The sequence below is a fragment of the Pseudalkalibacillus sp. Hm43 genome, from assembly GCF_051842935.1.
Taxonomy (GTDB): Bacteria; Bacillota; Bacilli; order Bacillales; family Fictibacillaceae; genus Pseudalkalibacillus.
Map to the genome: position 1 here is coordinate 1,991,515 of NZ_JBPXRR010000001.1, position 24,982 is coordinate 2,016,496.

General features: G+C 42.3%; 28 protein-coding genes, 1 pseudogene and 1 other annotated feature. Of the genes and pseudogenes, 1 reads left to right on the top strand and 28 read right to left on the bottom strand.

Annotated elements, in window-relative coordinates; genetic code table 11:
* Window positions 1-5: 5 nt before the first annotated feature.
* From ACSVDE_RS10610 to safA, 3 genes are all read right to left on the bottom strand, one after another.
* Window positions 6-761 carry a YebC/PmpR family DNA-binding transcriptional regulator gene (locus ACSVDE_RS10610; RefSeq protein WP_439300865.1) on the bottom strand — a complete coding sequence of 252 codons (756 nt, stop codon included), beginning with the start codon at window positions 759-761 and terminating at the stop codon, window positions 6-8.
* A 141-nt stretch (window positions 762-902) separates the two neighbouring features.
* Window positions 903-1,463 carry a YhcN/YlaJ family sporulation lipoprotein gene (locus tag ACSVDE_RS10615; RefSeq protein ID WP_439300866.1) on the bottom strand — a complete coding sequence of 187 codons (561 nt, stop codon included), beginning with the start codon at window positions 1,461-1,463 and terminating at the stop codon, window positions 903-905.
* A gap of 75 nt (window positions 1,464-1,538) precedes the next feature.
* Window positions 1,539-3,014, bottom strand: coding sequence for a SafA/ExsA family spore coat assembly protein (gene safA / locus ACSVDE_RS10620; RefSeq protein ID WP_439300867.1), 1,476 nt, complete (start codon window positions 3,012-3,014; stop codon window positions 1,539-1,541).
* Between the two features lie 200 nt (window positions 3,015-3,214).
* Here safA and ACSVDE_RS10625 point away from each other — a divergent pair, with 200 nt between their 5' ends.
* The gene (locus ACSVDE_RS10625) at window positions 3,215-3,760 is read left to right on the top strand and encodes a transcription repressor NadR (RefSeq protein ID WP_439300868.1); all 546 of its coding nucleotides are present in this window, start codon (window positions 3,215-3,217) and stop codon (window positions 3,758-3,760) included.
* Window positions 3,761-3,831: 71 nt separating this feature from the next.
* On the opposite strand, the gene ACSVDE_RS10630 is transcribed toward ACSVDE_RS10625, so the two are convergent.
* The 25 genes and pseudogenes from ACSVDE_RS10630 to ACSVDE_RS10750 form a co-directional block, all read right to left on the bottom strand.
* Window positions 3,832-4,281, bottom strand: coding sequence for an ACT domain-containing protein (locus tag ACSVDE_RS10630; RefSeq protein ID WP_439300869.1), 450 nt, complete (start codon window positions 4,279-4,281; stop codon window positions 3,832-3,834).
* 107 nt (window positions 4,282-4,388) lie between these two features.
* Window positions 4,389-5,672: a GTPase ObgE gene (gene obgE, locus ACSVDE_RS10635; protein ID WP_439300870.1), complete on the bottom strand. Its 1,284-nt coding sequence runs from the start codon at window positions 5,670-5,672 to the stop codon at window positions 4,389-4,391.
* Between the two features lie 20 nt (window positions 5,673-5,692).
* A complete protein-coding gene (locus tag ACSVDE_RS10640; protein ID WP_439300871.1) occupies window positions 5,693-6,232 on the bottom strand; it encodes a Spo0B C-terminal domain-containing protein in 540 nt (179 codons plus the stop codon).
* Between the two features lie 105 nt (window positions 6,233-6,337).
* Window positions 6,338-6,628 carry a 50S ribosomal protein L27 gene (rpmA, locus tag ACSVDE_RS10645; RefSeq protein WP_221566230.1) on the bottom strand — a complete coding sequence of 97 codons (291 nt, stop codon included), beginning with the start codon at window positions 6,626-6,628 and terminating at the stop codon, window positions 6,338-6,340.
* Window positions 6,621-6,968 carry a ribosomal-processing cysteine protease Prp gene (locus ACSVDE_RS10650; protein WP_439300872.1) on the bottom strand — a complete coding sequence of 116 codons (348 nt, stop codon included), beginning with the start codon at window positions 6,966-6,968 and terminating at the stop codon, window positions 6,621-6,623. The genes rpmA and ACSVDE_RS10650 overlap by 8 nt, the downstream gene beginning before the upstream one ends.
* Window positions 6,969-6,970: 2 nt before the next feature.
* Window positions 6,971-7,279, bottom strand: coding sequence for a 50S ribosomal protein L21 (gene rplU, locus ACSVDE_RS10655; RefSeq protein WP_439300873.1), 309 nt, complete (start codon window positions 7,277-7,279; stop codon window positions 6,971-6,973).
* A 12-nt stretch (window positions 7,280-7,291) separates the two neighbouring features.
* Window positions 7,292-7,393 (bottom strand) — a sequence feature (ribosomal protein L21 leader region).
* A 47-nt stretch (window positions 7,394-7,440) separates the two neighbouring features.
* Window positions 7,441-8,895: an Rne/Rng family ribonuclease gene (locus tag ACSVDE_RS10660; RefSeq protein WP_439300874.1), complete on the bottom strand. Its 1,455-nt coding sequence runs from the start codon at window positions 8,893-8,895 to the stop codon at window positions 7,441-7,443.
* Window positions 8,896-8,937: 42 nt separating this feature from the next.
* Complete coding sequence (locus tag ACSVDE_RS10665) at window positions 8,938-9,780, bottom strand: M50 family metallopeptidase (protein WP_439300875.1); 843 nt, start codon at window positions 9,778-9,780, stop codon at window positions 8,938-8,940.
* Window positions 9,780-10,520, bottom strand: coding sequence for a peptidoglycan DD-metalloendopeptidase family protein (locus tag ACSVDE_RS10670; protein WP_439300876.1), 741 nt, complete (start codon window positions 10,518-10,520; stop codon window positions 9,780-9,782). Before ACSVDE_RS10670 ends, ACSVDE_RS10665 begins: the two co-directional genes overlap by 1 nt.
* 408 nt (window positions 10,521-10,928) lie before the next feature.
* Complete coding sequence (gene minD / locus ACSVDE_RS10675) at window positions 10,929-11,726, bottom strand: septum site-determining protein MinD (RefSeq protein WP_439300877.1); 798 nt, start codon at window positions 11,724-11,726, stop codon at window positions 10,929-10,931.
* Between the two features lie 17 nt (window positions 11,727-11,743).
* On the bottom strand, window positions 11,744-12,427 hold the full coding sequence (gene minC / locus ACSVDE_RS10680) for a septum site-determining protein MinC (RefSeq protein WP_439300878.1): 684 nt from the start codon (window positions 12,425-12,427) through the stop codon (window positions 11,744-11,746).
* 62 nt (window positions 12,428-12,489) lie between these two features.
* Window positions 12,490-13,008, bottom strand: a complete 519-nt coding sequence (gene mreD / locus ACSVDE_RS10685) for a rod shape-determining protein MreD (protein ID WP_439300879.1) — start codon at window positions 13,006-13,008, stop codon at window positions 12,490-12,492.
* On the bottom strand, window positions 13,005-13,898 hold the full coding sequence (gene mreC / locus ACSVDE_RS10690; protein ID WP_439300880.1) for a rod shape-determining protein MreC: 894 nt from the start codon (window positions 13,896-13,898) through the stop codon (window positions 13,005-13,007). The genes mreD and mreC overlap by 4 nt, the downstream gene beginning before the upstream one ends.
* 12 nt (window positions 13,899-13,910) lie before the next feature.
* Window positions 13,911-14,954: a rod shape-determining protein gene (locus ACSVDE_RS10695; RefSeq protein WP_226546643.1), complete on the bottom strand. Its 1,044-nt coding sequence runs from the start codon at window positions 14,952-14,954 to the stop codon at window positions 13,911-13,913.
* A 74-nt stretch (window positions 14,955-15,028) separates the two neighbouring features.
* Window positions 15,029-15,658: pseudogene (gene radC / locus ACSVDE_RS10700) on the bottom strand (RadC family protein).
* Window positions 15,659-15,738: 80 nt separating this feature from the next.
* Window positions 15,739-16,329, bottom strand: a complete 591-nt coding sequence (locus tag ACSVDE_RS10705) for a Maf family protein (RefSeq protein WP_439300881.1) — start codon at window positions 16,327-16,329, stop codon at window positions 15,739-15,741.
* Window positions 16,330-16,536: 207 nt separating this feature from the next.
* Window positions 16,537-17,565 carry a hypothetical protein gene (locus ACSVDE_RS10710; RefSeq protein ID WP_439300882.1) on the bottom strand — a complete coding sequence of 343 codons (1,029 nt, stop codon included), beginning with the start codon at window positions 17,563-17,565 and terminating at the stop codon, window positions 16,537-16,539.
* Between the two features lie 163 nt (window positions 17,566-17,728).
* Window positions 17,729-18,280, bottom strand: coding sequence for a hypothetical protein (locus ACSVDE_RS10715; protein ID WP_439300883.1), 552 nt, complete (start codon window positions 18,278-18,280; stop codon window positions 17,729-17,731).
* Entirely contained in the window at window positions 18,280-18,849 is a 570-nt protein-coding gene (locus ACSVDE_RS10720; RefSeq protein WP_439300884.1) for a PilN domain-containing protein, read from the bottom strand. The genes ACSVDE_RS10715 and ACSVDE_RS10720 overlap by 1 nt, the downstream gene beginning before the upstream one ends.
* A gap of 2 nt (window positions 18,850-18,851) precedes the next feature.
* Complete coding sequence (gene pilM / locus ACSVDE_RS10725) at window positions 18,852-19,808, bottom strand: type IV pilus biogenesis protein PilM (protein ID WP_439300885.1); 957 nt, start codon at window positions 19,806-19,808, stop codon at window positions 18,852-18,854.
* 15 nt (window positions 19,809-19,823) lie between these two features.
* Window positions 19,824-20,561, bottom strand: a complete 738-nt coding sequence (locus tag ACSVDE_RS10730; RefSeq protein WP_439300886.1) for a prepilin peptidase — start codon at window positions 20,559-20,561, stop codon at window positions 19,824-19,826.
* Window positions 20,562-20,631: 70 nt separating this feature from the next.
* The gene (locus ACSVDE_RS10735) at window positions 20,632-21,039 is read right to left on the bottom strand and encodes a type II secretion system protein (RefSeq protein WP_439300887.1); all 408 of its coding nucleotides are present in this window, start codon (window positions 21,037-21,039) and stop codon (window positions 20,632-20,634) included.
* Window positions 21,040-21,058: 19 nt separating this feature from the next.
* On the bottom strand, window positions 21,059-22,270 hold the full coding sequence (locus ACSVDE_RS10740; protein WP_439300888.1) for a type II secretion system F family protein: 1,212 nt from the start codon (window positions 22,268-22,270) through the stop codon (window positions 21,059-21,061).
* On the bottom strand, window positions 22,271-23,311 hold the full coding sequence (locus ACSVDE_RS10745) for a type IV pilus twitching motility protein PilT (protein ID WP_439301979.1): 1,041 nt from the start codon (window positions 23,309-23,311) through the stop codon (window positions 22,271-22,273).
* 24 nt (window positions 23,312-23,335) lie between these two features.
* Window positions 23,336-24,973, bottom strand: coding sequence for a GspE/PulE family protein (locus ACSVDE_RS10750; RefSeq protein WP_439300889.1), 1,638 nt, complete (start codon window positions 24,971-24,973; stop codon window positions 23,336-23,338).
* Between the last annotated feature and the right edge of the window lie 9 nt (window positions 24,974-24,982).

A 24,982-nucleotide genomic window follows, 5' to 3' on the forward strand; every position in this document is an offset into this window, starting at 1 on the left:
TTCAATTAGGATAGGAGGGTTTCGTACTCCTCTTCGTCAATATCCAAGTTATGATAGACTTCCTGAACGTCATCCAAATCCTCAAGTACATCAATCAATTTGACTACTTTTTTGGCTTCCTCATTCTCGATCTTTGATAGCGTTTGAGGAATCATCGTAATTTCCGATGAAGAGATTTTATAGCCTTTCGACTCTAGTTCGGATTTTACAGTCGCATATTCTTCGGGTTCCGTGTAGATCTCAAACATACCATCATTCAGTTCATATTCTTCTGCACCGCTATCAATGACTTCAAGCATGAATTCATCCTCAGGTAGAGTTACGTCTTCCTGATTGATGACGATCAACCCTTTCCGGTCAAACATGAATGAGACACAACCAGACTCTCCCAGATTTCCATCGTGCTTGGAGAAGGCATGTCTGACATCAGCTGCTGTCCGGTTTTTATTATCTGTCAGCACTTCAACCATCACAGCTGTCCCACCAGCTCCATATCCTTCATAAACGATTTCTTCGTAGCTGACTCCTTCTAAATTGCCTGTCGCTTTCTTGATTGCACGGTCAATGTTCTCATTTGGCATATTTGCAGCTTTCGCTTTGTCGACCACCAAACGTAACGAAGGATTGGTTTCTGGATCTCCTCCACCTTCTTTTGCAGCTACATATATATCCTTAGCGAGTTTCATGAAGATTTTCCCGCGTTTTGCATCCTGCGCATTTTTTCTGCGTTGTATGTTCTTCCATTTAGAATGTCCTGCCATTGTAACTCTCTCCCCTTCATGGATCACAGGTTTTTATCCTAATATAGCATAAGATGCGGACTGGCTTAAAGCCAGTACAACTCTATGTATGGCAATAAAAAAGATGATTCCGGAGAGAGCCGGAATCACCTAAAGGAATGTTTAGCGGTTGTTTTGAAATGGACGTTGAAGTGCGTCTCCGATATCATCCATAATTGCGTTGACATCCGATTGTACCTCAGCGAAACCATTTCCATCTCGCAAATCGTTATCTACGTCGCGGATACGTGTAAACATATCTTCATCCGTTGTGATACGGACGTTTTTATCTGTCATTTTTTGAACCGCATTTCGGACTTTCGGTTCTACGTCGCGATCGTTACGATCATTCGTGTCGATTCCGATCAGGACAGAATCTCCTGTTACGACAACACGTGCATCGTCGACATCACGCATGTTCTCAACTTTACGAGCGATTTTTCTAGCAAGGTCCCCACCTTCATAATCATCCGCATAATTGATCTCTGCGCGATCCAAGTCATTTCGATCTCGATCGGCAATACGAGTCATAGGTCCATCGTTTCGACCATCATTGGTGTAATAACCGATTGGACGTGTATCATTATCATAACGTGTATCCAATGCTTCATTATCGTCAGCATTACAAGCTGTCAGAGCACTAGTCAGTAATAATGCTGATGTGAACGCCATAAATTTTTTCATTAGAAAAACCTCCTTTCACCTTTATGATGGCAATCGGAGGTTTAAAATAATCTTCTAATAGATGGAAATCGTTACCTATTCTTTGTTGGATTCTTTCTTTTTGCTTTTTCTAGGCTGCATTTCAATATCAATGTCCCAATATGGATCTCGACCGCCCGCTGCGCCCATGCCTGGTAACATTTGACCCATGCCTCCGAACGGTTGACCTTGACCACCCATTCCAGGCATCATTTGGCCCATACCACCGAATGGTTGACCTTGACCACCCATCCCTGGCATCAGTTGACCCATGCCTCCTGAGGGTTGACCTTGACCCATCCCTGGCATCATTTGTCCCATACCTCCGAATGGTTGACCTTGACCCATTCCTGGCATCATTTGTCCCATGCCACCGTTCTGTTGACCCTGACCCATTCCAGGCATCATTTGTCCCATGCCGCCGTTCTGTTGACCTTGACCCATTCCTGGCATCATTTGACCCATGCCGCCGTTCTGTTGTCCTTGACCCATTCCTGGCATCATTTGTCCATACATTTGATCTTGGTCTTTCCAAGGATTCGCGGCATTTTGAGCACCAAAATCATATTGACCCTGGTCCATCTGCATCATCTGTTCCATGCCACCATTTTGACCCATTCCAGGCATCATCTGATCCATACCACCTTGTTGCATCCAAGGCATTTGACCGTTCCCACCATATTGCTCATATTCCATTTGTTGAGACTCCATCATCTGTCCATAGTCCATCCCATTTTCCCACATCATGTCTTCATACATACCTTCATAGGAATCCATTTCGTACCCGTTTGTATACATATGTTCCATGCCATATCCACCATGTTGATGGTGCATATATTCATGAGGCATACCGTAATGGTCCATATATCCACCATGCATGGAATGACCATACATCATAGGATGGTCATACCCACCATATCCGTACATCATCGGATCGCAGCATGGGTCCATCATAGGATAATACGGTTCACAACAAGGATCCGGCATACAATAGTCGATGGGTGGACAAGGAATTGGTTTAGGAATCGGCTTCGGTTTTGGCATTTCATATGTTGTGGTCGTTTCCTCTTTCGAAAGCCCTAAAGTAATATGAAATTCTTCTTCTGTCATCGGGGCTTTTGGTGGCTTCTTAACTGGTTTTTCTTTTACAATCGGTTTTTCTTTTTTCACTGGCATTTCTTTTTTGATCGGCATTTCTTTTGGCTTAGGCATTTCCTTCGGTTTTGGCATTTCTTTTTTTATTGGCATCTCTTTTTTGATCGGCATCTCTTTCTTGATCGGCATTTCTTTTTTGATCGGTTTTTCCTTCATATTCATGTATGGCATTACGGTATTATTGTTATTGCTATTGCTATGATGTGGATTGGATTTAATCGGTGCATTACCAGTAGGTACTTTCACCTTAGCACCAGGGTAGATGGTGTCGGGTGTCTTGATTTGGGGATTTGCCTGGATAACGGTATCCAGGTCAACGCCGTACATTTGTGCAATTTTCCAAAGTGTATCCCCTTTTTTCACGATGTGTATTTTCAAAACGATCTCCTCCCTGCCTAATTCAATACACAGTATATGAGAATTTGGGCATCTTGCTACAAGATGAGAAACCGCACTGCTCACCATAACCAATATATGAACGTGTGATTCTGCATATTCTATAAGACAAGTGGGTCGTTCAAGATAAAAAAATTATGGTATCCTTAAAAGGAATAACAGTAGTCTTAGGAGGAAAATCAATGAGTGGGAAAGGAACGAAAGTATTAGGAGAAGAACGAAGGGAAATGATTCTGAATTGGTTGAAGGAAAGTACATCTCCTTTAACAGGCAGTCAATTAGCGAAAGATACGAATGTCAGTCGCCAAGTCATTGTTCAAGATATTTCCTTGTTGAAAGCTCGCAACGAACCCATCATGGCTACTGCACAAGGGTATATTTATTTCCATCCTTCTCCTCAGAAACAAAAGGTAACAAGAGTGATCGCCAGCGTACATTCAGCAGAGCAGACAGAAGATGAATTGATCACCATCGTCGATTATGGCGTAACGGTGAAAGATGTCACGATTGAACATCCTGTTTATGGGGATTTGACCGGTTCGATTATGATCAAAAACCGGCACGATGTTGAAATGTTTTTGGAAAAAGTAAAAGAAACCAAAGCCTCTTACTTACTTGAGTTGACCGATGGGATTCATCTGCACACGTTAGAAGCAGATTCCACCAGACAGTTGGATCAAGCTTGCTCAGCATTGGAAGAGAAAGGTTACTTACTTTCCCAAAATTAGAGGATAAGAAAAAACAGCCCTTATGGCTGCTTTTTTTATATTACAAAATTCTGTACACGAAATGTCCATCCTCACGCGCCAGAGCCAATCACGCTCACTTGTTTGACATGCTCCAATCGTTTTAAAGCTTTGAGGATGCCGTTAATGTCTTCCTTCGCAGAGGCCGTTTCAATCGAAATGGTTACATTGGCTCTACCTTGCAATGGAATCGTCTGATGGATCGTCAAAATGTTACATCCTAGTTCAGCTAATATAGCTAAGAGGGATGACAAAGAACCCGAACGATCTTCGAGGTGGATGGAGATTGAGACGATTTTCTCTTTGACCATCGTTTCAAAAGGGAAAATACCATCCCGATATTTATAAAAGGCACTCCGACTCAAATCTACAGCTTGTACCGCTTGGTTGACCGTACTCACTTTACCAGATTCCAATAATTCCTTTGCTTCCAACGTTTTGGTCATCGCTTCAGAAAGCAATTCTTCTTTAACTAGATAAAATCGTTCGCCGTACCGTTCCATTTTTCAGCCTCCTGAATTGGAATTATTTTTCAGTATATAAGAATGAACCATAGAAGGCAATTTTAATCCTTTTCCTTAGAAAGAAATAGACTGTCACATGTGACAGTCTACTCGATGAATTCGAATTCATATTCTAAGATGCGAACGATGTCACCATCTTCAGCACCGCGATCACGCAACGCCTGGTCGATTCCCATCCTTCTCATTTGTTGGGAGAACCTGCGGACAGATTCGTCACGTGAGAAGTCTGTCATTTTGAAGAGACGTTCTATTTTACCACCTGTAATGACAAAGGTTCCATCGTCTTCTCTAGACAACTCAAATGGTTGTTCCTCAGCATGGTGTTTATAGAGGACTCTTTCTTCTTCCTCTTCTTCCGGTTCATTAAGTGGAAATTCGGGAGCGTTTTCTAATTGATTCGCAATTTCAAACAGCAGATCCCTTACACCATTCTTCGTAATTGCAGAGATCGGGAAGATCGGATAATCTCCGACTTTTTCTTTGAATTCTTCCAAGTTTTCCTCTGCACCCGGGATATCCATCTTATTCGCAACAATGAGCTGCGGACGCTCCGTCAATCGAAGGTTATACTGCTTCAACTCTTCGTTGATTTTCAAGAAATCTTCATAAGGATCTCGGCCTTCCATACCGGACATGTCCACCACATGGACGATGACCCTCGTACGTTCGATATGTCTTAAGAATTGATGACCGAGTCCGACCCCTTCATGGGCACCTTCAATCAAACCAGGAAGGTCAGCCATGACAAAGCTTCGGTTGTCTTCCGTTTCTACGACACCGAGATTCGGGCTGAGCGTCGTAAAGTGATATTCAGCAATTTTCGGTTTCGCTGCTGAAACGACAGACAATAACGTTGACTTTCCTACACTCGGGAACCCAACTAATCCGACATCTGCTAATAACTTCAGCTCTAATGTAATTTCTCGTTCTTCACCTGGTTCACCGTTCTCCGACAGTTCAGGTGCAGGATTGGCAGGAGTAGCGAATCGGGTATTACCTCTTCCCCCACGGCCACCTCTTGCAATCACGGCTTGTTGTCCATGATCGATCAAATCGGCAATCACCTGACCGGTCTTCGTATCTGTCACGACCGTTCCAGGTGGTACCTTGACGACCATGTTTTGAGCATTTCGTCCGTGCATGTTTTTGGACATTCCGTTTTCTCCACGAGGAGCTTTGAAATGCCTGTTATAGCGGAAGTCCATAAGCGTTCTTAAGCCTTCTTCCACTTCAAAAACAACATCTCCGCCTCTTCCACCGTCTCCTCCGGCTGGTCCGCCATCCGGTACATATTTTTCACGGCGGAAAGCCACCATACCATTCCCGCCATCGCCTGATTTTACAAATACATTTACCTGATCCACAAACATGGTTCTTTCACCTCTATTTCTTATCCTAGTTCGAGGATAAATAACAGTTCATTTTCCTGACAGTAGCTTTCGATGATTGTTATAGAATTATGTACAGCCTGTCTTGCTGTCTTCAAGAATTCGTCAACTTCCTCCACATTCAATTCACCTGCAAAATCATAGCTGATCCTTGCTTTTTCATCCAACAACTGAATTGTAATCATCAGATGGGACTCACAATCCAAGTCAACCACTTTTTCCAGATGCGCCAGGAATTGAAGTGTCCAATCATATAAATAAAAATCATATTCGGATAAATCTCTTTCTTGTCCGATTACTTCATAGTCCAGTCTGTATTGATTCTGCTGCCAATTGTAGGTTAACAAAAGTTCTGCCATTTTCGGCATCCTTAAATTCGATACTTTTGCTTCGTTCTTGGACTCTTGAACAATTTGTTCGATGATTTCTTTCGCTCGATCGGTTCGATCAAGTGCCAAGTTGCCTTTTATTAATTGAAGATGATTCAGCCAATCATGACGAGCATGACGTAATAGGCTTACAGTATCCCATTTTCCCATCATAACAGCACTCCCAAACTAATAATTGACAGTCCCCTAAATCTCTATAAAAGAGACGCCTATCGAAGAAGAAAAAAACTCTAACCAGTCCGGTTAGAGTTTTGAGTGTTACGCTTCTTTGGCTACTGGGTAAACACTTACTTGCTTACGGTTACGGCCAAGACGTTCGAAACGAACGACGCCGTCTACCTTAGCGAATAGAGTGTCATCTCCGCCGCGGCCTACGTTTTTACCAGGGTAGATTTTTGTTCCGCGTTGACGGAAAAGGATAGATCCACCTGTTACAGTTTGTCCGTCAGCTCTTTTAGCTCCAAGACGCTTGGAGATAGAGTCACGACCGTTCTTTGTACTACCAACACCCTTCTTGGATGCGAAGTACTGCAGGTTTAATTTAAGCATGGGATGCACCTCCTAAAACCTCAATTTTAATATATTGACCATAGTCACGTTCAATTGTTCTCAATGAAACGAGCATGCCTTCTAGTAAAAGCTGTATTTTCTCAGATGTTTCTTCACTTACAGCGGAAGGCGTTTTAAAGAGTAAGTAACCGCCGTTATCTCGGGTTTCTACTTCAGGTTCGACCTGGCAGATCTCCTCGATTGCATTCACGGATCCGAAAGATACAGCCGTAACAGCTGCACATACGAGATCATGTCCGTATGGACCTGATTCTGCATGCCCGGTAATGCTGAACGAGACGATTTTTTCCTCTTCTTGTTGGATCTTAACCCTTAACATGATTAAGAGTTGATTTTGTCGATTACGACTTTAGTGTAAGGTTGACGGTGTCCTTGCTTACGACGGTAGTTCTTCTTAGGCTTGAACTTGTAAACAACGACTTTCTTACCGCGACCTTGCTTTTCGACTTTCGCTGTTACAGTCGCACCGTCGACCATAGGGCTTCCGACTTTAACGTCGTCTCCACCTACCATCAATACACGGTCGAATGTTACTGTTTCACCAGCTTCAACGTCCAACTTTTCGATGTAAAGTTCTTGTCCTTCTTCAACGCGGAATTGCTTTCCACCTGTTTCGATAATTGCGTACATATTTGCACCTCCTATTATACTCAGACTCGCCATCGCAGGTGCCCTTGAATCAATATAGTATATTAATTCAAATAATGCGGCTTGAAAACCTGGTTTGTGCGGTTGGAGCTAGGTGCTCCAAAAACCAACAGAAAAATCATACCATAATGCGCGTGAGATTGTCAACGCGATTCCTGGCGTATCCTTGCTTCGATTTCATTCTTTGGTCCGATCTGCCTGACATGGAATTCCTTCAGTTTTGCAGTGGATTTTTCAGTGATATAAAGTTGTGCAGGGACCTGATCCAAAAGATGTTTCTCCCGGTTGTATCCACTTTCTGTAACATATTGATATAGTCGGTGGGACAACTCGATCCAAACACCAGTCTCCTCAGTATTACGTAGTTCATATAGCATTCGTTCAAGTTGGTGATAAAGTGACTCTACTGACCATTGTTTTTGGTATGAGTCACAGGTTGAACATGACTCCGTCAGCTGGGCAGACAAACTGTCTCTCACTTTTTGACGTGTGAGCTCCATCAATCCAAGGGCAGTAAACCCATACACCTTTGTATGAATGGGGTCTTTCGAGAGCACTTCCCTGAGTTTCATTTCCACTTCCTTCTGATGCTCTTCCTTCGACATCCGGATGAAGTCGATGACAATCATGCCGCTGATATTTCGAAGTCTCAATTGCTTTCCAGCCTCTTCAGCAGCCAACAGGTTCGTTTCCAATACAGTCCGTTCACGGTCTTGTTTTCCTGTGAACTTTCCTGTGTTCACATCGACGACCGTAAGTGCTTCGGTCGAATCAATTTGTATTTGCCCCCCGTTTTTCAACCATACAGAAGGTAATAAGGCTTTTTGAATAACCGGTTCGATTTGGTAATGGGAGAAGATGTTTTCACTTCCTCTATACATGGAAACCTCATATGGATCGGGTAGTTGATCTCGATACCTTCGATACATATCGGCATTGTCAAAAACAAGTCCCACCCGTTGATCAGGTACATGATTCAGAGCGGTATCAACAATCGAATGACCTTCAAACAATAAGCCGCTTTTCTTCACTTTCAACGCGTCTTCCTGTATGGAAGTCCACACCTCTCTAAGCTCCTTGATTTCTTTTCCAATGCTCGCTATATCTGTTGAAGCACTTGAGGTCCGCATAATCAGACCTTCTGGCGAGGTGATCAGATCTTCTCCAAGCTGCTTCATCCGGACTTTATCTTCATCCGAAAGCTTTTTAGACAAAGCGATGTGTCCGCTGAACGGCAAATAAACAAGATTCTCTCCTGGAACCGTAATGTTTTCTGTCAGGAGAGGTCCCTTGTTTTTTGATGCTTCACGCTTCACTTGTACAATTAATGATTGACCTTCATGAACAAGCTCATTGATCGGCTGTTGATCTTGATTTTTTACAAGGTCAGTTGAGTGAATGAAACCGTTTTGCTCAAATCCGATGTCAATGAATGCTGCATGGATGCCGGGAAGAACTTTGGAAACCTGTCCGACATAAACATTCCCTGCTTTCGGATATTCCTCGGGGCGCTCTATGAGGATTTCAACCACTTTTCCATCTTGAAGGATGGCAGCTCTTTTCTCTGAAGTTGTTAAATTAAATATGATTTTGTTCATGTGCTTCCTCAATTCCGAATCTGAATCACTTTTCCATCTATTTTATCGAAAAAGATCCTGGATTGCACATGTCTTGGCACTTTGCTTGAAATAAGCGGTGAGGAGTTCCTTTTCTTTACAAACATAAGGTGGATCGGACTTGATATGCACTTCGTGTTCGTATCCTTTATAAAGGGTGGAAAGCACGCTGCCAACAGTCTCTGTCGGGTCAACTGTGAGGACTTTCTTTTTGGTTGGTTTCTGTATCGCATTCAATCGTTCCAACAAAAAGCGGACATAAACATAAGGCTGGTGTTTCCACTCCACATAATGGGCATAAAGTAAAAAGGACGACACGATCAATAGGTTCATATGGAATGGAAAGAGAAGCATGCAACCGCTGAAGAAAGTCAAAAGTAATACGGAAGACAATATAAGCATATGGCTCTTCGCCTTTTTATATGGAAAGAGGACAGTCAAACATAAAAAAAGAAGCTTACCTCCATCCAGCGGCCAGATCGGCAAAAGGTTGAACAATAAGATCATCCAATTGATTGAAACAAAAAGATTCAGTATGAACGGATCTCCGATGCCGAATTGCATCAGAAATAAACTACCTACAATCATCCATACATGTTGCAATGGTCCAGCCAATATGACAGATAACTCCTCACGGTAAGGTCTATTCCCATACTCATCCATTTCAGCAACTCCCCCAAATGGGAGCATTTCCACTTTCACCAATCTCCATTTGAAAAACAATGCAGTCATGGCGTGCCCTAATTCATGGATGAAAATGACGATGAATAAGATGAGGAACTCGCGAAAATGACCAGTCATGACACTGACGATTGCTACGATCCAAAGAAGAGGATTGATTTTGAGTAATGTGAACAGTTTCCACATCAGTCTGAAGACAAGGCTTTCAGAGGATCTACGAAACCACCATTATCTTTGATGGCGAAGTAAAACAATCCTGAGCCAGTCTTCTCTTCTTTGGTCACTTTCCCTAATTGCGCACCTGCATCGATATAATTGTAAAGTTTGATGCTGTCGTTGATTTTATCCAATTTCCCATACCAGGATTCACTTCCATCAAAATGTTGGACGACAACGGTTTTTCCCAATTGGTCTTTGTCACCGACATAGATGACGAACCCTTCCTTAATGGAAGAAACGTCTGAATTACTCCCCGTCTCCAGAAGGACACCTTTTCCATTATCTTTGAACGATTGCAGTACTTTCGCATTGGCCGGTAATGCATATTCATCTAATGCTCCCGATCCTGTGCCATCCGACTTTTCCTTTTTTTCCGTCGGAAAGAGAGCCATCGGCTTACCGAACTTCTCTTCATACCAACCTGCAATGGAAGCAAATTGGAATTCTTCTTCAAAAGCCTGATTGATGTAGTCCTGGGCATTCACCATAGGTCCCGTGGGATTTTTGAAGACGATTCCTACAATTAAAAATAGGCACACCGCTGCCATAATGCGGAAGAGGAATCCTTCTGAGGAGAATAACGGATGCCCGCTTTGTCCACGATCAAGGTAACTTCTATTATCTGAGAACGTATTGCCTGATGATGGCTTTTGGCTCTTGAATTGGTTTTGATATTTTCTCCGGATTTCGTCCGCCCGATTTTTCATTGACCTCCACCCTCTACACCTGATTTGTACATGTTTATGACTTGTCCGGAGGGATTATGCCTTTCGGGTGGCCACCTAGTTTCTCGGCAGTTGTCTAAGTTGTGAAAACATGTGAAGAAAACTTGTCTAATTTATTTTGAGTTGGTGAGATTCGTGAATCTGGTGATTTCACTACTTCAGAGGGGCTTATTGGTTAGGTGACATGCAGGGTTTTGGCGTTTTCACCTAACGAGATCGGCTCTTGGGTTAGGTGACTTGCACAGTTTTCGTGTTTTCACCTATTCAAACGCTCACTTTGATTAAATGAATTGCCCAATTTAGCGTTGTCCCCCCTCTCACGCCAATAAAAAAAGCCAGACCCTACACTTTACATGTCCATAAACATGTAAAGGGAGTCTGACTTTTACATTATGATCTCATTCCGAAGAACTGTTTCACTTTGCTGAATAGACCTTTGTCTTGTTCAAGTGACATCAATGGAACGGATTCGCCTAATATTCTTCTCGCAATGTTCCGATAGGCTTGAGAAGCTTTCGTATCAGGATTCAATGCAATCGGCTCTCCGCGGTTGGAGGCTCTGATGACCAATTCATCATCCACCACGATACCTAGCAACTCGATCGCCAAAATGGAGACAATTTCATCTACATCCAACGAATCTCCATTTTCCATCATGTGTGCTTTCAGTCGATTGACAATCAACTTCGGAGGTTCGATATCTTCCTGCTCCAATAAACCGATGATTCGGTCCGCATCCCTGACAGAGGACGTTTCAGGATTGGTCACGACGATGGATTTGTCAGCACCGGCAATCGCATTTTTGAAACCTTGTTCGATACCAGCAGGACAATCGATGATGACATAATCATAGTCTTGCTTCAACTCGGTCACAATCCGTTTCATCTGCTCAGGTACGACAGCACTTTTATCTTTGGTTTGCGCTGCAGGTAGCAAGTACAAACATTCAAATCGTTTATCTTTTATCAAGGCTTGGTGGAGTTTACAGCGGTTATGTGCGACATCCACCAGGTCATAAATGATTCGGTTTTCCAGCCCCATGATGACGTCCAGATTTCGAAGGCCGATGTCGGTATCAATCAGACATACCTTCTTTCCAAGGAGTGCAAGTGATGTTCCAATATTAGCTGTTGTTGTGGTTTTTCCAACTCCGCCTTTTCCAGATGTAATTACGATTGCTTCACCCACAAAACATTCCCCTTTCCCTACAGTCGGTTTAAACCGGGTCTGATCTGATGTAAGATGTGTAAACTGTCCAATTTGATTTCATGGTTTTCTTCATCTAAAAAGGCACATCCACCAGAGTATTCTTGTTCATCTTCTTCATCTTGAAACATTTGATCGGCGATACGTACTAGGGATGGAATCATGACGGAGGCTGCGACGACAGCACTCGTACGTCCTTCACACCCAGCATGGGCAATCCCTTTCAAAGCTCCCATGACGAAGATATTCCCAGTAGCTGCTACATAGCCACCTGGATTGACATCTCCAATCAACAATAGATCTCCTTGTACTTTCAAGATCTGTCCTGAACGGACCATTCGATTGACGGATGTCACTTCGTTTTCTTTCTTCATGTATTCTGCTTCTTCTTTCGTGATGACTTCTGTCTCGATGACATCGACAAGCAGGTTTTTCTTTTGATATATGATTTTACGAAGCAGTTCTTCTTGGTGCTCGGTCAAGTACCTTTTTCCAACCTTTACGTTAACAGGTATCTTAGGACCGTCTGATCCCTGGTTTTCAGATGGGTGGATCAATTTCGTCTCCAATTCAGAGAGTAATTGTTCGAAGGAACAATTGTCATCCAAGTTCAGGATCAAACCTTCTTTTGTTCCTTTTATCGTTACATAATGGTTGTTTGCTTGCTTCTGTTTCTGTGCCATTACCCTGTTCACCTCAACATACACAAATTCGACAATGTCAATGGGGATTCCTTTTTTCTACCCTATTTTTCTTCTATGTCCATGGCGATGTTGATCAACCATTTTCGAAGCGGGTAATAGACCAAAACAACGAACACGCTATTTAATAGTAATGTAGGTAGATAGCGTTGATAGATGAATGTTTCAAGCATCATATTCGCTATATTGATCAAGCTATATAGGCCATATACGAGAAATTCAAATGCCGAAAGCCCGATGATTAACACGAATAATGTTACAAATATGTTTCCATGGAAATAACGTGCGATAAAAGTTGTCAAATACGCCGTCAATCCCATCGAGAACATGTGAACACCGATCAGGTCCGTATAAATGAGATCGTACAGTAACCCGAAAGCGATTCCGTAAACAACACCCCTGACTGGAGAAACAAACATGCCGATGAAGCAAACCATCACCACGACGAATCGAGGAATGAGCAATGTGTCACTTTCCACATGCTGTGGGGTGAAAACCTGCATCAACGTACTTTCACTTATAAACAGCAAATATGTAAGAAGAGGAAGAAGAAATCGGATCATGACGTTTCTTCCTCCTCAGCCTTTTCGGAATCAGACTCCATATCGACTTCCTGCATCGTACGTTGGACGACCATGACATGGTGGATGTCATACAGGTCCGTTGACGGTTCTATGTAAGCCGTTTGCGTCGGTTCCACTTTGTCTGGCTCTACTTCAACGATTTTTCCAATTTCAAGTCCTTTCGGGAATATACCTCCCAAACCGGATGTCGTCACGAGTTGTCCCTTTTTCAATTCTTTATCAATACCGATCATTTTCATCGTCAATAGTTTCTTTTTCGAATCGAATCCTTGGATCAAGCCGTAAACCGGTTCTTTCTCGCCTTGAACGACAGCAGAAATACGGCTGTTCGGATCCGTATTGCTGATCAATTCAACCGTTGAGTGGAAGGCTGAAACTTTGTCGATTTTCCCGATCAATCCTTTTGCTGATATGACAGCCATATTCGGTTCCACACCAGCCTGCTTCCCTAAATCGATCTTAATGGATTGATACCATTGTGGTTCCGGCGCTCTTCCGACAATCGTCGCATGCCAAACGTTAAAGTCTGACAGGGTATCCTCCTTGTCCAACGTTTGTCGCAAGGACTCGTTATCCCTCTTCAGATCCTTCACACGGCTTGCGAGCTTGTCATATTCATTCAATTGACGCTTGAGCACCTTGTTTTGCTCATAGATTTCTTTCATTTCCACGACGTTCCCAAAGAAACCCGCTACAAAATGTGCGGGTTTATAGAAGATGGACTGGGTCCAGCCTACAGTATCGTGTAAAAGTTGTTCAGGCCATGAAATGTTTTCTCTTTCTTTCATGGAAAAACCAATCATGGCCACAAGAACAATCATACTGACTAACAGAATAATAAGACGTTTGTTAGAGAAAAACTGCGGCACGATTCACACCTCTTACGACTTTGATTTAGAGCGGCCGCCACCAAATCCAGGTTTGTTTCTGACCTGTTGATAGTTTTCAATTGCACGACCCGTTCCAATCGCAACGCAGTCCAATGCATTTTCAGCTACAATCACTGGCATTTTCGTTTCTTCACTGATGATTCGGTCAAGGTTACGTAACAATGCTCCGCCACCTGTCAACACGATTCCACGATCCATGATGTCAGCAGCCAGTTCAGGTGGTGTTTTTTCCAGAGCAAGCTTCACAGCATCCATGATCGTATCAACTGTATCTTTCAACGCTCCAGCGATTTCTTCGCCTGTAATCGTGATTGTCTTTGGAAGACCAGTCAAGAGGTCACGACCACGGATATCCATTTCTTCCATTCCATCAGAAGCATCTGCAGATCCGATGTCGAGCTTGATCGCCTCGGCTGTACGTTCACCGATGATGACGTTGTATGTCTTTTTGATGTATTGGATGATTGCGTCATCCATTTCGTCACCTGCGACACGGATGGATTGCTTCTCAACAATGCCACCAAGTGAAATGATCGCAACTTCCGTTGTTCCTCCACCGATATCGACAACCATGCTACCAGTCGGCTCCCATACCGGAAGATCTGCACCGATTGCAGCAGCCAACGGTTCTTCGATCGTTTCAACATCACGTGCGCCTGCTTGTTTTGTCGCTTCTTTTACCGCGCGTTCTTCTACATGTGTAATTCCAGAAGGAACACAAACCATAACAAATGGCTTACGCGAGAAGACAGAACGGTTCTTTTGCGCTTGTTGAATATAATATTTCATCATTGTAGCAGTCGTATCATAGTCTGCAATAACGCCGTCCTTCATCGGACGACGAGCTACGATATTTCCTGGCGTACGACCGATCATGTTCTTTGCCGCATTACCGACCGCTTCGATATCTCCGCTCTTTGTATTGATTGCCACTACGGAAGGTTCGCGAACAACGACACCTTTACCTTTGACATAAACCAATGTATTTGCAGTTCCTAAATCAATTCCCATATCTCTTGAAAATCCACCAAACATTTATGTAAATCTCCCTTCATTACTAGCAAAACTCATAACTTTGATTATACTCCAAACCCTAAGGCTTGAGAAGTCTAAACGTAGCCTTTTTCTTTAAGACTCACGAATTTTTGATCTCCGATGATGATGTGATCCAACAAATCAATTCCAATGATCTTTCCACACTCTGATAGACGTTGTGTCACTTCGATATCTTCACGACTTGGGTTGGGATCACCACTCGGATGGTTGTGGAAACAAATGATAGATGCCGCAGATCTTTTCATCGCTTCTTTAAACACCTCACGCGGATGGACGATGGAGGCATTCAGACTACCGATGAAAACGGTCTGTTTATGCAGCACCTGATTTTTCGTGTTCAAATAAATGCATACGAAATGCTCCTGTGACAAAAAACGCATTTCATCCATGACATATTTGGCTCCGTCATCTGGAGATCGGATGATGTATCGATCATCAATCTGAAGACGGCTTACACGTTTACCAAGTTCAATGGAAGCAAGGATTTCCACCGCTTTCGCATTTCCAATTCCTTTTACTTTCGTCAATTCATCAATGGTTGCATCTTTTAAGAGATTGAGACCTTCAAATTGCTGAATGACTTTTTGCGCCAGTTGCAGAACGGATTCTTGACGTGTACCCGAACGCAATAAGATCGCCAAAAGCTCCTAGTTGGAAAGCACGTTCGCTCCCTCTTTCAGCATACGCTCTCTCGGTCTCTCATTCAATGGAAAATCACGGATTGTCAGGGGTTTTATACCCAATTCATCATCCTCCTTAGGATTTATTCCGTGACTGACTTTGCCTCTTTCGTTATTCCGAATTTTTTCAATTCACGGACCGTTCGTGAGAGCGGTAAACCGACAACACTGAAGTAATCCCCGTGAATCTTTTTGACCAGAGTGGAACCAAGTCCTTGGATCCCATAGGACCCTGCCTTGTCCATACTTTCACCCGTACTTACGTAATCTTTTATTTCCTCAGAAGTCAAATTCCAAAACGTAACTTCTGTAGCTTCATGAAAACAAATCTCCTCATCTCCTGATACAATTGCAACGCCGGTATACACATGATGTGTATTTCCCGATAACATCTGTAACGTTTCAAATGCATCTTGATCGTCTGTTGGTTTCCCCAGAATTTTGCCATCGTAAACGACGACCGTATCCGAACCAAGCACGACTGCATCATCAGGATTGGACTTGGCGACATCTTTCGCTTTTCTCAACGAAAGCTGCTCAACGACCTCTGCCGGAGAATATTCTTCACTTATATTTTCATGTACAGAGCTTTTTTGGATTGTAAATGGAAGGTGGGCTGTTTCGAGTAATTCCTTACGTCGAGGTGAGCCTGAGGCTAATATGAGGTGTTTCATACAATCACCCTTTACGTTTAGAGTAGAGGTTATGATTGTCATTTCACTACAAATGAAGGGATTATTTACAGAATAGCAAATCCCTTCCAGTAAGACAACCAAATATAGTATCACCCTCCTCTACTATCGTTCGTAAAGGAAGGGCGATTTATGACTATCTTTTGTCGAATGATTGAGGAATTTGGTGAGTCAATAGCTTCCTCACCATCAAAGTGATTCAACCAATGTCTTGTAATGAATGAGCGCTTCTAGTTTCGCCTGCTGGACCACCCATTTGTCTTCCCCCGATTCCGTAAGCGAGGACAACGCATTGATGAACGCTACAGCACTCTTCTGCTGCTCTCCTTCCAGATTTGATAGCGAAGTAAGAGCTTCCTTTTTCCATGCTAAAATGGTTTCCTCTTGAACCTCTTGTGTAGTGAACAAGCCAGCAAGAAGATCCTTCCCTTCTACCAGCCATGCGTAATCATTTTTCTCTGAAATGGCAATGTCACTCCCACCTATCTCCCATTGTCTCGGGTATGCATCCGCCACGACCTCCTGATAGTCACCAGCTAATCCACGTACATCTTCCATCGAATCCCCAATCCCGATAATGACTCGATTATCTTCAGGATCCACCGCAGCAGCGAAACCACTCGCTTTTACCTTATCCGCAAATTCTTCCGCATTCTCTAGTGACGAAAAGACACCACCTTGCACGATGTGTGGTGAAATCGATAAATCGACCGAACCGGCAACAGGACTCGAGATTGGATTCTGAACAGGTGTCTTAGGCGTATCATTCGCCACTGGTGCGGTTTTTGATTGGAATCCATCACCCGTAAAAATCATCAACACGATCAATCCAATGATACAACCGATCACGATCGCACTACCAATCGGGACAAGCAATTGTTTAGGTAATTTAAAAGTCGTTTCCGATGAGGGGAATTTCTTATTCAACGGAGTCCGCTGTTTCTTCCGGTGAATGGGTAGCCCTGGCTTCCGTTCAGACTCATAGGAATGGTCGCCATACTCGTCTGATTTCGTGTCATCACGGTTTGCATGGAAAAGGTAGACATTTGAAGCGGTATTTTCTTTTGGAAGAACCCATTCAAAAGGCGTTTCCTCTGCATCATCAGCTATAGAAGCTGCGATTTCAGTCTTTTCATTCTTGGCTTCTTTCTTCTCAGACACAGGCCTGTCCTTCCCGTTGACTCTGATTGAAATATCCTTTTCTTCGTTCCGATCCACCCGTATCAACTCCTTTTCCGTTCAGTCTATTCTATGTATTTTCACTTGTATTTAGAACTTGTCTGATAGAGTAGTAGAGTGACTATACCACAGTCCAAATAAAAAAGAACAAGACCTCTGTCGTCTTGTTCTAGAAAGGTTTCGATTATTTATGACATGCTACTCATTGATGGTAGGTCTGAATCTTAAGCGTAAAAATCAATGGTGCATTCTCTGTTTCTAAATTAGCAGGCATGCTAATTTGCTGTACAGTGTACAACCGCTTACCTTGTTCGATGGAATCGACGAATTTCTTCATGGCATCCACATTCGGTGATTGTACTTGAACGATCAATTCAAGCGATTGAAGTTCTGTTAGAATGTTATCCTCTTCCTCTGATGCAACAGATGACTTTTCCTCGTCTTCCCCATTCATAGAAAATTCCTGCACTTCACTTGAAGACTCTGTTTCAGCCTTGCGTAGATCGAGGACTACCTGATCCGTGGCAACCGTTTCAGGAACTGTATATCCGGAATCTAGTGCGCTCGATTGACCGATATCAACCTGGTGATTAGCGGTTTTCAGGAAAGCTTTATCAACGCTGATTTGAGATTTTAATGTATTGATTTTTTCAAGCTGTGGTTGAACAATTAGTAGATATCCAGCAATGAACAGCAAGAAAATAATAATCCATAAGAAGACTCTGATTTTCTTTTGTGAGAGAATGGAAGACATCAGTTTGCCCCCCCTTGCGGACGATACGCTTCTTTTGCATACTTCACTTCAAACTCTGTAAAATACGGCACATCACCAGAGACGATTTCTCCTTCAAGTTCACTGTTCTTGGTTATTTTGATAACCTTAACTTCTGAAATTCCTTCCGTTTTAATTAGATTCTGTTCATAAGTAGCTATGTCTTCCAGACCCTTGAATTTGCCAAGCAAAAGGACATTCCCATCGTTGGCATACGTAAGATTCAGCATCGCATCTTTGTTTAGAGGTTGGAGGACATCCGCAACTACATCAGTCGTATCTATCCGTTCTTCGGTTAGAGCTTTGATTTCCTTTTGAAGCGTATTAGAAGGATCTTTCATTTGCACAATCTGTTCTTCAATAACCTTACGTTGTTCCTGTATCCCCTGCAACTCCACCTCAAGAGCCTTCACCTTTTGATTGGCTAGGTATGTTGCACCCCCAATGACAATCATTCCGAGCATGAATACTACCGTCATCAGGATCGTTACTTTTCTCGTACTTTTGACTATCTTTTTTTTCTGAGGAAGTAAATTGATTTCTACTTGCATTGCTACTCCCCCTTTAACCCTAGTCCAATAGCAGTGTAAAATTGCACAGGCACTTCCATACCGCGGTTCAGTTTCACTTTATCAGGCGGTACTTGTATTAACGGTAAGTTGAACGTAGAGGATGACCACTTTTCGAACAAGTCCATTTGCGGATGATCTCCAGTAATCAAAAGTGCGTCGACTGCAGCGCCATCCGATAAAGTGAATTGGTAGAAATTCATGACCCGCTCGATTTCTGTTGTCATTTCATTCCCATGATCCTCAATATCAAAAAAAACACGATCCATCTGGAGTTCTGAAACGTTTTTTGTACCTGTACTGGTTAATGAAATGAATCTTGTGAATACTGGTGAATGCTCATTGAACGCGGTAGCATTTATCCCGTTACGATCAAGGTTCAAAGCCAGGTAATGCATCTTAGAGTCTACCAAATCTAACTTGTAAAATAATCGATAACTGGCTAATGAAGACAGCTCAGCATCAACAGGTTTCAATTTAGCCGCTTCAAGAACATCGACGTACTCTCTCATCACTACTTCAGGTGCAGCAAAGAGAAGGTAGTCCGTTTGACCTTCAGACTGACCAAGTTTATGCAGGTCAAATACCGGCTCTTCGAAGGGAATATGGATGGAGGCACCCAGCTCGACATTGACATATCCACTCAATTCTGCGGGAGGGATTGTCGATGGTACAGGGATTTTCCGTATAACTGTAATCGCATCCGGTATTGAAAACCGGACCTTTTTCCGTTTGATCTTCCATTCATTCACACATGTGTTCAACAAACGGGTCAGTTCATCCATGTTTGTAATTTTTCCCTCTTGTATCATACCGGGTGGAATTCTTTTCTCTCCCACTTTCTGAATGACTAGTGGAGATCTACTTTTCAATTTTACGTAACGGATACAATCATCTTGGAAAACCAGGTGTATGGGTAACGATCTTGTGATCCATGCCATGATGAACAAACCCCTTTATTTAAGATACCAGTTGAGAATGGGTTCTCCCCAAAATAGAACGACCAACGCTGCCAATACAATGAATGGTCCGAATGGAATATGCTGTTTCCTTTTGACTTTTTTCAGAATAAGCAGCAGAATTCCAACAACTGATCCGAATAATGAAGCGAAGAATAAAATGAGAAAAATACCTTTCCAACCAAAGAAAAGACCCAGTAATGCAAACAATTTGATATCTCCGCCACCCATTCCACCCTTACTGATGATCGCTATGATAAATAATAAACCAAACCCGATAACACTCCCGATCCAAGCATCCCACCAAGGATCAGTTGGGTTCCATAAACGATATAAGATCAGCATCGGAGCAAAGAATAACAGGATTTTATCCGGTATGAGCATGAAATTAAGATCACTGACGAATATAATCATAAGCAGTGATACAATCAATACACTTCCAATTAACATCGGGGAGAATCCGAATTGAATATAGCTGAATACAAATAATAATCCTGTTGATAATTCAACGGCAGGATATAGCAAGGTAACCTTGTGAGCGCAATAACGGCATTTCCCTTTAGAAAATATGTAAGAGAGGACTGGGACTAGGTCAATCGGTCGGAGTGGTTTCCGGCAGTTCGTGCAATGGGAACCCGGATGAACGATCGATCTATTCTCCGGTACACGTAATCCAACCACATTATAAAAGGACCCTAAAACCAAGCCCAATATAAAAATCAAAACGATAAACATTAAAATCTACCCCTGAATAGGAATGAACCCTCTCGAGAAGAGAGGGTTTGAAAGTATAATAAAACATTTTTTAGTTGCTTGATTCTATTACTTTACCATCAGAATCGAAACTCATACCATCCAAGGTTACTCCAGAGATTTTCTGATTACTATCTAGTGAAACAGTAATACTTTTATAAGGTTTCTCTGTTGTTGGGTTTTGAGGAATCGACTCAAGATAACCATCTAACTGCTTTTTGCTTAATTTATTGTTTTTAGGAGCTCCTTCCGTTAATACATACAACCTTGCTGCTTCAACCATTTGTTTAGCGTTTGCTTCATGTGCATCTTGTTTAGTGTTTTCAATTAAATTTCCAATAGCTGGTACTGCAATCGCAGCAATGATTCCAAGTATGACAATCGTAGCAAGCAGTTCAACAAGTGTGAAACCCTTTTCTGTTTTGACAGTCTTCATTCGTACTGACAACAAATTTTTCATAAAAACCTCTCCTTTGTTCTTATAGATTGATATTTTCATAAAGGTTAAACATAGGTAATACAATCGCTAAAACAATGACACCAACAACCACAGATAGAATAAGAATCAAGATAGGCTCAAGCAATGTCCGTAATCGATCTGTAATATGTTCCACTTCCGCTTCGTAAAACTTTGCGACTTTATCCAGCATGGTATCCAGGTTACCGGTTTGTTCGCCAATCAAAATCATATGTAGGACAAGCGGCGGGAATGGCCAATCACCTCTCATTGGTACTGTCATTGAATTTCCTTCTTCGACTGATTGCATCGATTTATTCACTATTTTCTTGAAGACTGCATTATTTAATATATTTTGAGTGATCGTCATGGATTGTAAGATGGGGACAGAACTATTAAATAAGGAGCTAAGCGTGCGAGAAAATTCAATAATTAGCGTTTTTTGTAAAATAGAGCCAAATATTGGCACTTTCAGTATAGCATAATCAAGGTAATATTTACTAGATTCATTTTTTCTCAAAAAATAGAATGCTGTTATTACTACAAAAACCATAGTAACCATGAACCACCAATAGGTCATGCTGAAATTACTGACAGCAAGAACCCATTGTGTAAGGGTCGGCAGGGGTTGATCCGAATTTGCATACATCGCTGTGAATTGCGGAACCACCATATACAACAAAACATTTAAGACAGCAATTGCTACAACACCTAACAACATGGGATAGGTTAGAGCGGAAATCACTTTTTGCCGCATTTCATATCTTGATTCAAAGTAATCCGCCAGTCTAAGCATTGCAAGATCCAGATTACCACTTACTTCTCCGACACGGGTCAGATGAATGACCATTGACGGAAATATCTTCGGATGCTTCTTCAATGCATTTGACAAGGATTCACCTTCTTGTACCAGGTCTTTTACAGACGTCAAAGCTCGTTTCAAATACTTATGATCAGACTGTTCTTGAAGAATCTGTACCGACCGCACGACTGAAACCCCAGCTTCTAATAAAGCAGCGAATTGCCTTAGGAAAACGACGAGCTCCCTCGGTTTAATCCCTGGATTCAAAGAAATTTCTTTTGTCAGGAACGACTGCTGAAATTCATTGACCTCTGTCGCTGCAATCCCACGTTCCCGTAATAAGGTTACGGCAGTCACTCTTGTATCGGCTTCAACTTGGCCTTTTGCTTTTTGACCGAATTGGTCACGACCTTCATATTCATATAACGCCATCTATATCATCATCTCTTTTAAAAATGGTTTTGCCGATTCACTCGAAATCTTTCCTTCCCGTATTTTCTCTTGAATCGACATTTCGAGTGTATACATACCCTGAGCTCGACTTGTCTGCATCATACTTTTGATTTGATAAATCTTTTCGTTTCGGATCAGATTTGAGATTCCAGGATTGTTCATCATCAATTCCGTAATTAAACTCCGACCATCCTTTTTGATGTTTGGAAGCAGTCGTTGTGACATGACTGAAACAAGGACGGACGCAAGCTGGATACGAATTTGTGCTTGCTGTTCTGCAGGGAAGACATCAATGATTCGGTCAATTGTAGAAGGGGCATCAGTTGTATGGAGTGTACCTAGTACTAGGTGTCCTGTCTCTGCAGCAGTTATTGCGGTTGATATGGTATCCAAATCCCGCATCTCCCCTACTAAAATGATATCTGGGTCCTGTCTAAGAGCTGATCGGAGTCCAGCCGCAAATCCTTTCGTATCCAATCCAACTTCCCTTTGTAAAATGATTGAATTCCGATGACGGTGAAGATACTCTATTGGATCCTCCAAAGTGATGATGTTTCGATTCATATGTTGATTCACATGATCGATCATGGCAGCGAGTGTGGTTGATTTTCCACTCCCAGTTGGTCCTGTAATGAGCACGAGCCCCTGTGACTTATGCATAATCTGTTTTAATGTAATTGGCAGGCCGAGTTCATCAATCGTCGGGATAATGGTGGGAATGACACGGATCGCTAAGCTCACACTGGAGCGTTGATGAAAAGCGTTTATTCTGAAACGCGATATACCAGCGATTCCATATGAAAAGTCCAACTCTCCAACCTCTTTAAATTCCTTCCATTGTGCTTCATCCATTAATCCTTGAGCGATTTGTTCAGTATCGTCAGGAGTCAACAAGTCCATTTGACGTGGTACGAGTTCACCGTGGATTCGGAAAATCGGTGCTAGTCCAGTTGAAAGATGGACATCTGATGCTTGTATACCATGGGCTTCAATTAATAACTCTTGAATTTGTTCAAGGATATAACTCATCCCGTAATTCCCCCTTTATTCCACCAAAGATACCCGTATGACTTCATCAACGGTTGTCAGTCCTTGTTTCGCTTTCGTCAGGCCATCATCAATGAGCCATTTCGTCCCTTGCTGGTGTAAGTGCTGTTTAATGGAATCATTGGACCCTTTTGTCATGATCCATTCACGAATGATGTCATCCATTTGAACAACTTCATGAATGGGCAGTCTTCTTTTAAACCCTGTATTTCGGCAACTTTCACAACCTGAGCCTCTATACAGCTTGTCTATGGACAGTTTTCTTGATCGGAACAATTCTCGTTCTTCTTCTGTTGGCACATAATCCTGAATACAATCTTTACAGATTTTCCGTACGAGTCGTTGACCGACAACACCTGTGACAGAGGCAGAAATCAAATAAGGTTCAATACCCATGTCAATCAAACGTGTAATTGCACTGACCGCATCATTTGTATGTAAAGTAGAGAGTACAAGATGACCCGTCAGAGAGGATTGGATGGCAATTTCCGCTGTTTCCGCATCTCGAATTTCACCCACCATGATAATATTGGGATCTTGTCTGAGAATTGAACGCAACCCACTTGCAAACGTCAATCCTACTGATTTGTTCACTTGAATTTGATTGATTCCTTCCAGTTGATATTCCACCGGATCTTCAATAGTGATAATGTTAACTTCTTCCTTGTTCAAGCGGTTCAAGCCTGTATATAATGTTGATGTTTTTCCTGAACCCGTAGGACCGGTCAGTAATATAAGCCCATTCGGCTTATCCAACAGAGATTTGAAAGTCCGTTCGTTTTCTTCCGTAAAATGGAGCGTTGACATCTTAAGATGCATTTTTGAAAGGTCAAGAATCCGAATTACGACCTTTTCACCAAACATGGTCGGAAGAATTGAAATCCGCAAATCGATTTTGCTCTCATTCATTTTCAATTTAATTCTACCGTCCTGCGGAATACGAAACTCCGTAATATCCAATTCTGCCATTACCTTTATCCTTGAAGTGATCGCGCTTTGCATCGACTTAGAAAGAGATTGTTCGTTTCGTAGTACCCCATCCACCCTGAATCTGACAAGTACTTGTTTTTCTTGAGGATCGATATGTATATCACTTGCATGACTTTCAACAGCATCGGATAAAATCTGGTCAACCACTCGTACAGCAGATGCATCCATCTCATCAGATTTTCCACCAGGTAAAGTTTGACTCTCCATCATTTCTGGTGTTCCATAATATTTATTGATGGCTTGGATAATTTCAGATTTCGTCGCAATGACAGGCATAATTTGAAAGCCGGTAGATAACCTCAGATCTTCTATGGAGTAATAATCCATCGGATCCGCCATAGCTACGGTCAATTTATCATTTTGTTTTTTTATTGGTATGTATAAATTTCTACGGGCAATATCCTTAGGAACGAGTGAAGTCAAACTTGAATCAATCGGAGTATTTGCAATACGGATATGAGGAATTCCTAATTGGAATTCAAGCACCTCAATCAACTTCCGTTCCGTGATATAACCACGATCCAGTAGAGCGTCACCAAGTTTCTGGTTTCTTGGTTTATCCTTTAATACTTCGTCTAATTGTTCTTGTGTCACCATTCGTTCACTGACGAGGAGATCTCCTAATCGGAGTTTCATCGTAATCACCCTTTGGAT

Bases quoted from the DNA above. Each gene is read 5' to 3' on its own strand.
- ACSVDE_RS10610 (WP_439300865.1), bottom strand. From the start codon at position 761: ATGGCAGGACATTCTAAATGGAAGAACATACAACGCAGAAAAAATGCG.
- ACSVDE_RS10615 (WP_439300866.1), bottom strand. From the start codon at position 1,463: ATGAAAAAATTTATGGCGTTCACATCAGCATTATTACTGACTAGTGCT.
- ACSVDE_RS10625 (WP_439300868.1), top strand. From the start codon at position 3,215: ATGAGTGGGAAAGGAACGAAAGTATTAGGAGAAGAACGAAGGGAAATG.
- ACSVDE_RS10630 (WP_439300869.1), bottom strand. From the start codon at position 4,281: ATGGAACGGTACGGCGAACGATTTTATCTAGTTAAAGAAGAATTGCTT.
- obgE (WP_439300870.1), bottom strand. From the start codon at position 5,672: ATGTTTGTGGATCAGGTAAATGTATTTGTAAAATCAGGCGATGGCGGG.
- ACSVDE_RS10640 (WP_439300871.1), bottom strand. From the start codon at position 6,232: ATGATGGGAAAATGGGATACTGTAAGCCTATTACGTCATGCTCGTCAT.
- rpmA (WP_221566230.1), bottom strand. From the start codon at position 6,628: ATGCTTAAATTAAACCTGCAGTACTTCGCATCCAAGAAGGGTGTTGGT.
- ACSVDE_RS10650 (WP_439300872.1), bottom strand. From the start codon at position 6,968: ATGTTAAGGGTTAAGATCCAACAAGAAGAGGAAAAAATCGTCTCGTTC.
- rplU (WP_439300873.1), bottom strand. From the start codon at position 7,279: ATGTACGCAATTATCGAAACAGGTGGAAAGCAATTCCGCGTTGAAGAA.
- ACSVDE_RS10660 (WP_439300874.1), bottom strand. From the start codon at position 8,895: ATGAACAAAATCATATTTAATTTAACAACTTCAGAGAAAAGAGCTGCC.
- ACSVDE_RS10665 (WP_439300875.1), bottom strand. From the start codon at position 9,780: ATGTGGAAACTGTTCACATTACTCAAAATCAATCCTCTTCTTTGGATC.
- ACSVDE_RS10670 (WP_439300876.1), bottom strand. From the start codon at position 10,520: ATGAAAAATCGGGCGGACGAAATCCGGAGAAAATATCAAAACCAATTC.
- minC (WP_439300878.1), bottom strand. From the start codon at position 12,427: ATGGCACAGAAACAGAAGCAAGCAAACAACCATTATGTAACGATAAAA.
- mreD (WP_439300879.1), bottom strand. From the start codon at position 13,008: ATGATCCGATTTCTTCTTCCTCTTCTTACATATTTGCTGTTTATAAGT.
- ACSVDE_RS10695 (WP_226546643.1), bottom strand. From the start codon at position 14,954: ATGTTTGGTGGATTTTCAAGAGATATGGGAATTGATTTAGGAACTGCA.
- ACSVDE_RS10705 (WP_439300881.1), bottom strand. From the start codon at position 16,329: ATGAAACACCTCATATTAGCCTCAGGCTCACCTCGACGTAAGGAATTA.
- ACSVDE_RS10715 (WP_439300883.1), bottom strand. From the start codon at position 18,280: ATGTCTTCCATTCTCTCACAAAAGAAAATCAGAGTCTTCTTATGGATT.
- ACSVDE_RS10720 (WP_439300884.1), bottom strand. From the start codon at position 18,849: ATGCAAGTAGAAATCAATTTACTTCCTCAGAAAAAAAAGATAGTCAAA.
- pilM (WP_439300885.1), bottom strand. From the start codon at position 19,808: ATGGCATGGATCACAAGATCGTTACCCATACACCTGGTTTTCCAAGAT.
- ACSVDE_RS10730 (WP_439300886.1), bottom strand. From the start codon at position 20,561: ATGTTTATCGTTTTGATTTTTATATTGGGCTTGGTTTTAGGGTCCTTT.
- ACSVDE_RS10735 (WP_439300887.1), bottom strand. From the start codon at position 21,039: ATGAAAAATTTGTTGTCAGTACGAATGAAGACTGTCAAAACAGAAAAG.
- ACSVDE_RS10740 (WP_439300888.1), bottom strand. From the start codon at position 22,270: ATGGCGTTATATGAATATGAAGGTCGTGACCAATTCGGTCAAAAAGCA.